This is a genomic window from Clostridium sp. Cult2 (genome assembly GCF_021655075.1).
Classification (GTDB): Bacteria; Bacillota; Clostridia; order Tissierellales; family Tepidimicrobiaceae; genus Schnuerera.
The window spans coordinates 51,221-57,384 of sequence record NZ_PPXX01000048.1; the positions used below are offsets into that span (position 1 = coordinate 51,221).

General features: G+C 31.5%; 6 protein-coding genes. 4 read left to right on the top strand and 2 right to left on the bottom strand.

All coding sequences use genetic code 11. The features are described from left to right. Position 1: 1 nt before the first annotated feature. Together rimI and tsaD are read left to right on the top strand one after the other, a co-directional pair. Entirely contained in the window at positions 2 to 451 is a 450-nt protein-coding gene (rimI, locus tag C3E90_RS05130) for a ribosomal protein S18-alanine N-acetyltransferase (protein WP_236914592.1), read from the top strand. A 12-nt stretch (positions 452 to 463) separates the two neighbouring features. Then, a complete protein-coding gene (gene tsaD / locus C3E90_RS05135; RefSeq protein ID WP_236914593.1) occupies positions 464 to 1,483 on the top strand; it encodes a tRNA (adenosine(37)-N6)-threonylcarbamoyltransferase complex transferase subunit TsaD in 1,020 nt (339 codons plus the stop codon). 160 nt (positions 1,484 to 1,643) lie between these two features. Here tsaD and C3E90_RS05140 read toward each other — a convergent pair whose 3' ends face one another. Next, on the bottom strand, positions 1,644 to 3,551 hold the full coding sequence (locus C3E90_RS05140; RefSeq protein WP_236914594.1) for an ABC-F family ATP-binding cassette domain-containing protein: 1,908 nt from the start codon (positions 3,549 to 3,551) through the stop codon (positions 1,644 to 1,646). Between the two features lie 78 nt (positions 3,552 to 3,629). Further along, positions 3,630 to 3,845 (bottom strand): hypothetical protein, encoded by a 216-nt coding sequence (locus C3E90_RS05145; RefSeq protein ID WP_236914595.1) that lies wholly within the window; start codon positions 3,843 to 3,845, stop codon positions 3,630 to 3,632. Positions 3,846 to 4,006: 161 nt separating this feature from the next. Here C3E90_RS05145 and C3E90_RS05150 point away from each other — a divergent pair, with 161 nt between their 5' ends. Together C3E90_RS05150 and C3E90_RS05155 are read left to right on the top strand one after the other, a co-directional pair. Beyond that, positions 4,007 to 4,654 (top strand): redox-sensing transcriptional repressor Rex, encoded by a 648-nt coding sequence (locus tag C3E90_RS05150; RefSeq protein WP_236914596.1) that lies wholly within the window; start codon positions 4,007 to 4,009, stop codon positions 4,652 to 4,654. A gap of 266 nt (positions 4,655 to 4,920) precedes the next feature. Beyond that, on the top strand, positions 4,921 to 6,060 hold the full coding sequence (locus C3E90_RS05155) for an acyl-CoA dehydrogenase (protein WP_236914597.1): 1,140 nt from the start codon (positions 4,921 to 4,923) through the stop codon (positions 6,058 to 6,060). Positions 6,061 to 6,164 lie beyond the last annotated feature (104 nt).

A 6,164-nucleotide genomic window follows, 5' to 3' on the forward strand; every position in this document is an offset into this window, starting at 1 on the left:
TATGGACATATTCATTCGTGAAATGAGAGAGGAAGATTTAGACCGAGTAATGGAAATTGAGAGAGAAGCATTTATCCCTCCATGGTCAAGGGAGGCCTTTTTATTAGAATTAACAAAAAATCTATTGGCTAAATATATAGTAGCAATAGTAGACGGAAATGTGGCAGGATACGGGGGTATATGGCTAATACTAGATGAGGGGCATATTACTAATATTGCAGTAGATGAAAAATATAGAGGGTTAGGTGTAGGTAATAGACTCTTAGAAGGGCTAATTCAATTATGTATAGATAGAAATATAAGGGCTATGACTTTAGAAGTTAGAAAATCTAACGAAATAGCTAAATCCCTTTATAAAAAATATGGATTTGAGGAACATGGAATTAGACCAAAGTATTATCAAGATAATAATGAAGATGCAATAATAATGTGGAAGAGTATCCAATTTTAATGAGGTGAAGAAATGAATAAAGATATTATAACATTAGCTATTGAGACTTCTTGTGATGAAACTTCCTGTGCTGTAATAAAAAATGGTAGAGAAGTTTTATCCAATATAATCTCCTCTCAAATAGAAATTCACAGAAAATTTGGAGGAGTAGTTCCTGAGGTTGCTTCAAGGAAACATATTGAAAATATAAATATAATAATCCAAGAAGCTTTAGATGATGGTGGTATTACCTTTGATGATATAGATTTAATAGGAGTTACTCAAGGACCAGGGTTGGTTGGTGCATTACTTGTAGGTATATCTAGTGCTAAAGCTATAGCATATGCTCTAAATAAACCCTTAATTGGAGTAAACCATATAGAAGGCCATATATGTGCTAACTATATCGACCATAAGGATTTAGAACCTCCTTTCACTTGTTTGATAGTATCAGGAGGACATACTTACTTAGTTCAAGCAAAAGATTACACTCAATATGAGTTAGTAGGTAGGACAAGAGATGATGCTGCAGGAGAAGCCTTTGATAAAGTAGCTAGAGCATTAGGGCTATCCTATCCTGGTGGACCATTAATAGATAAACTATCCAAAGAAGGAGATCCCAAGGCTATAGATTTTCCAAGAGTATATTTAGAACACAATAGTTATGATTTTAGTTTTAGTGGCCTTAAAACTGCTGTGTTGAACTATCTTAATCAAACTAAGCAAAAAGGGGAAGAAATAGTGGTAAAGGATGTAGCTGCTAGTTTTCAACAAGCGGTAATAGAGGTTCTTGTGGAAAAAACCATTAAACTTGCTAAGGAAAAGAAATCTAAAAAAATAGTTATGGCTGGTGGAGTGGCAGCCAATGAAGGATTGAGAAATTTAATGAAAAAAAGGGGAGGGGAGGAAAATATAGAAATATTTTATCCTTCAAGAATACTATGTACGGATAACGCAGCCATGATAGGTTCTGCTGCTTATTTTAATTATATAAAGGGACAGGTTTCTGATTTACATCTAAACGTAGTGCCAAATTTAGAGTTAAAAGGATAATTGTCAACAAAATTTCCACATTATCTTCACAAAAGCCAATAGGTTTACAATAAACATTTGTGGATAATGTGGAAAGGCTTGTACAACTGCTAAGAAATGGACAAGGATATGTGGATAGTTTTGTGGATTATGTGTATAAGATGGAGATAAAATGGGAAAACTAATTTTCTGTCATTATTATCCATTTTTCATAAAGAGTTTCTAAATCCAATTGAATATTTTCCCTCTCCTTAGTCAATTGGATAATTTTATCTGGCTCCTCATATAATTCAGGTTTACATAGCATATTATCCAATTCTTCAATTTTCTTTTCTTTTTTTTCAATTGTTTTTTCTAATTTTAGTATTTCTTTCTTTCTTTTTTTCTCTATTTCAATTTTTTCTCTTTCTTTTTTTCTTTCTAGTTTAATTTGGGTTTTTGTCCTAAAGTCTTCATCTTCTTCTATTATTATTTCATTTTTTTTCTCTAAATAATAATCATAATTACCCAGATATTCTGAAATTCCTTCTTTTGTTAATTCCAATATTTTATCTGTAACTCTATTTAAAAAATATCTATCATGAGATATAACTAATAGAGTTCCTTCATAATTATTAATTGCATCTTCTAACACTTCCTTTGAATCAATGTCCAAATGATTAGTTGGTTCATCCATTAGAAGAAAATTGGCATTGGAAAGCATCATCTTTAAAAGAGCTAACCTTCCTCTTTCTCCTCCACTTAATTCAGATATTTCTTTAAATATATCATCCCCAATGAATAGGAAACGACTGAGGATGGACCGTATCTGATAATGATTAAACTTGGGATTTTCATCCCATATTTCATCTATTACCGTCTTGTCCAAATTCAATTTAGACTGTTCCTGGTCAAAATAACCGGCATGAACATGATGGCCTAGAGTAATACTACCTGATTCATAAGGAATATGGCCTAGTATCATTTTAAACAAGGTGGTTTTTCCTATTCCATTAGGCCCTATTAATCCTACTTTTTCTCCTCTATAAATGGCAAAATTAATATCTTCCAGTAATTTAAACTCCCCAAAGGATTTATTTACATTTCCAACTTTTAAAACTTCCTTGCCACTTTTAATCTTGGGTTCAAAGGATATTTTTACTTTTTTAGTACCCACAGGTCTATCTATAGTTTTCATTTTATCCAATAATTTTTGTCTACTCTGGGCTTGTCTTATATATCTTTGGCCTCCATAATTAAAAAATCTCCTAATAATTTCTTCCTGCCTTTTAATTTCTTTTTGCTGATTTTCATAATCTTTTTTTAATAGTTCCAATTCTTTTTTTCTTTCTTCCATAAATTTAGAATAATTGGTATTATATGATTTTAACTTTAAATTTTCCAGATAGAATATTCGACTCACTACATTATCTAAAAAGTATCTGTCATGAGATATTATCAGAGCAGCCCCTTTATATTCTAGAAGGTAGGACTCTAACCAATTAATAGCTTCTAGGTCTAAATGGTTAGTAGGCTCGTCTAATAATAACAAATCAGGTTTTTCCAGTAATAGCTTAGCTAGAGAAAGCCTTGCTTTTTGGCCACCACTTAAAACATTTATTTCCTTATCAAAATCTTCTTCATTAAACCCAAGACCCTTTAAAACTCCTTTAATCTCAGATTTATAACCATAGCCATTTTGATTATTAAATTCTTCCAACAGATATGAATATTTAATCATTATTTTGTTCAAATTTTCCGATTTACCTTTATCGCTTTCAAGGCTTATTTGATGTTCTAACTCTCTTAAATTTTTCTCCATATCAATTAACGGTTGAAATACCTGAAGACATTCTCTAAAAACGGTTTTGTCACTATTAATATCCGTATGCTGCCTTAAGTATCCAATATTTAAATCCTTCTGGACATAAATATCCCCTTCATCCTTGGAAATCTCCCCAACCAATATATTAAAAAGAGTAGTTTTACCAGAACCATTAAGTCCTATAAGACCAATTTTATCTCCATCTTCTATTGTGAAACTAATATTATCCAAAATTTTATCAACCACATAAGTCTTTGATATATTATTACATGAAAGAACTATCATATTCCAATCTCCTATCTATTACATACTATATCTTATATTTTACCAAAAAAAATAGCCCTTTTAAAGTATAGGGCTTTATTATGATTTTAAATCTTGTTCCATAGATAAACTTGTAAGAACTTTATCAATTAAATCTACATCACATTTACCTTCTTTAGTAAAATGAGAGCAATTCTCACAACTTTCAAATTTCTCTTCATATACTTGGGAAGTCATATTTAAAGAATCATCTTTCCTCGGGCTATAAGAATCACAATATATAGCTATTTTCCTCAATTGTTCTTTACTTGCCATGAAATCCTCCTTTTTGGTTATTATAATAATATTATTAGTAATTAATTTTATAATATACATAGGAATAAGTAGAGGAAAATCAGCTATAATTGACCTATCAATGGCAAAATGTTATAATAATATCGATTAAACTTTAATTAGTAATAGATAGGGGTGTGAAAATGGACAGAGAAAATAGGGTGTCGATAACTGTGATTAGAAGGCTACCTAAATATTATAGGTATTTAGGAGATTTACTTAGAAAAGGAATTAATAGGATTTCTTCCCAAGAATTGAGTAAGATGACTGGTTTCACTGCTTCCCAAATTAGACAAGATTTAAACAATTTTGGTGGATTTGGGCAACAGGGATATGGTTATAATGTTGAGGAACTACAGGGGCAACTAGGTAAAATTTTAGGTCTAGATAGAGTCTATAACACAGTAATCGCAGGGGCTGGTAATTTAGGTCAAGCAGTTGCAAATTATAAAGGATTTCAAGATGCAGGTTTTAAAGTTTTAGCATTATTTGACAAAAACCCAAAACTTATAGGATTAAAAATTAGAGATATAGAAATAAAAGACGTAGATGAGTTAGAAAAATTTATTAAAGAAAATAATGTAGAAATAGGGATAATAACTACTCCTAAGGAAAGTGCCCAAGATATTGCCGATATTTATACGAAAAGCGGAATCAAAGGTATCTGGAATTTTGCACCAGCAGATTTGAGGGTAGATGATGAAATGATAGTAGAAAATGTTCATCTAAATGAATCTTTATTTACATTATCTTATTTCTTAAATAATAAATCTGACTATGTAAGGGAGTAACAATAGAAACATCGTGAAACAAATCACAAAAAACCTATTATTTAATAGATAAGCAAATAAGATTCTTATAAAAAAGTTGTATGCAAATGCCTATAGCTTCAGGGAAACCTGAAGCTATAGGCATTTGTAATTATCATGGATAAATAACACGAATTTATCCTATAGGAAAGAAAGACAAAAATTTAACAAAATTTATGGAAATAATCAGTAAAATGGTTTATAATTAACTATGTGGAGGATTAGTTTAAAATCAGGGAGGGAAAAATATGGATTTCAAATTATCAAAAGAGCAGGAAATGATAAGAAATACTATGAAAGAATTTGCTGAATGCGAAGTGAAACCTATTGCAGCAGAAATCGATGAATCTAGCAGGTTCCCAAGAGAAACAGTAGATAAAATGGCTAAATATCATATATTAGGGATACCTTTTCCTGTAGAATACGGTGGAGCTGGCGGGGATGAAATAGCCTATGCTATAGCTGTAGAAGAATTATCAAAAGTTTGTGGCACTACAGGTGTTATACTTTCTGCCCATACTTCTTTAGGATGTTGGCCTATTTTTAAATATGGTACTGAAGAACAAAAAAAGAAATATCTAGTATCTTTGGCAAAAGGGGAAAAACTTGGAGCTTTTGGATTAACAGAGCCAAATGCAGGAACTGATGCATCAGGACAACAAACTATAGCAGTGTTAGATGGGGACAATTATATATTAAATGGAACCAAATTATTTATAACAAACGGTGGAGAAGCAGATGTTTACATAATATTTGCCATGACAGATAAATCTAAAGGTACTAGAGGTATATCTGCTTTTATAGTGGATAAGGATGCTCCTGGATTTAGCATAGGAAAGATTGAAGATAAGATGGGAATTAGAGGATCATCTACCGCAGAATTAATATTTAGAGACTGTATTATTCCAAAAGAAAACCTCCTAGGACAAGAAGGCAAAGGATTTAAAATTGCCATGTCAACTTTAGATGGTGGAAGAATAGGTATAGCAGCTCAAGCTTTAGGCATTGCAGAAGGTGCCTTGGAAGAGACTATTAAATATATAAAGGAAAGGCAACAATTTGGTAGACCTTTGGCTAAATTTCAAGGTTTACAATGGATGATTGCAGATATGGCTACTGAAATAGAAGGAGCAAAGCTATTGGTATATAAGGCAGCTTACAATAAAGCAAAGGGACTTCCATATAATAAGGAAGCAGCAATGGCTAAGTTGTTTGCAGCTAATACAGCTATGAATGTAACTACTAAATGTGTCCAATTACATGGTGGATACGGATACACCAGGGATTACCCTGTGGAAAGAATGATGAGAGATGCAAAGATTACCGAGATATATGAAGGTACTTCTCAAGTACAGCAAATGGTTATTGCAGCTAACCTTTTAAGATAATAAGGTGATAGTGTAAAGTAACCTATGAAAAAATAAAATAAAAAAATTAAGCTAAAAAGGACCTAGAAAATTTTAAATATATGGATTAATGGTAGCCATCGCCA

What these genes read in the sequence shown, in the direction of transcription:
- C3E90_RS05140 (WP_236914594.1), bottom strand. Translation starts at nt 3,551, where the DNA reads ATGATAGTTCTTTCATGTAATAATATATCAAAGACTTATGTGGTTGAT.
- tsaD (WP_236914593.1), top strand. Translation starts at nt 464, where the DNA reads ATGAATAAAGATATTATAACATTAGCTATTGAGACTTCTTGTGATGAA.
- C3E90_RS05150 (WP_236914596.1), top strand. Translation starts at nt 4,007, where the DNA reads ATGGACAGAGAAAATAGGGTGTCGATAACTGTGATTAGAAGGCTACCT.
- rimI (WP_236914592.1), top strand. Translation starts at nt 2, where the DNA reads ATGGACATATTCATTCGTGAAATGAGAGAGGAAGATTTAGACCGAGTA.
- C3E90_RS05145 (WP_236914595.1), bottom strand. Translation starts at nt 3,845, where the DNA reads ATGGCAAGTAAAGAACAATTGAGGAAAATAGCTATATATTGTGATTCT.
- C3E90_RS05155 (WP_236914597.1), top strand. Translation starts at nt 4,921, where the DNA reads ATGGATTTCAAATTATCAAAAGAGCAGGAAATGATAAGAAATACTATG.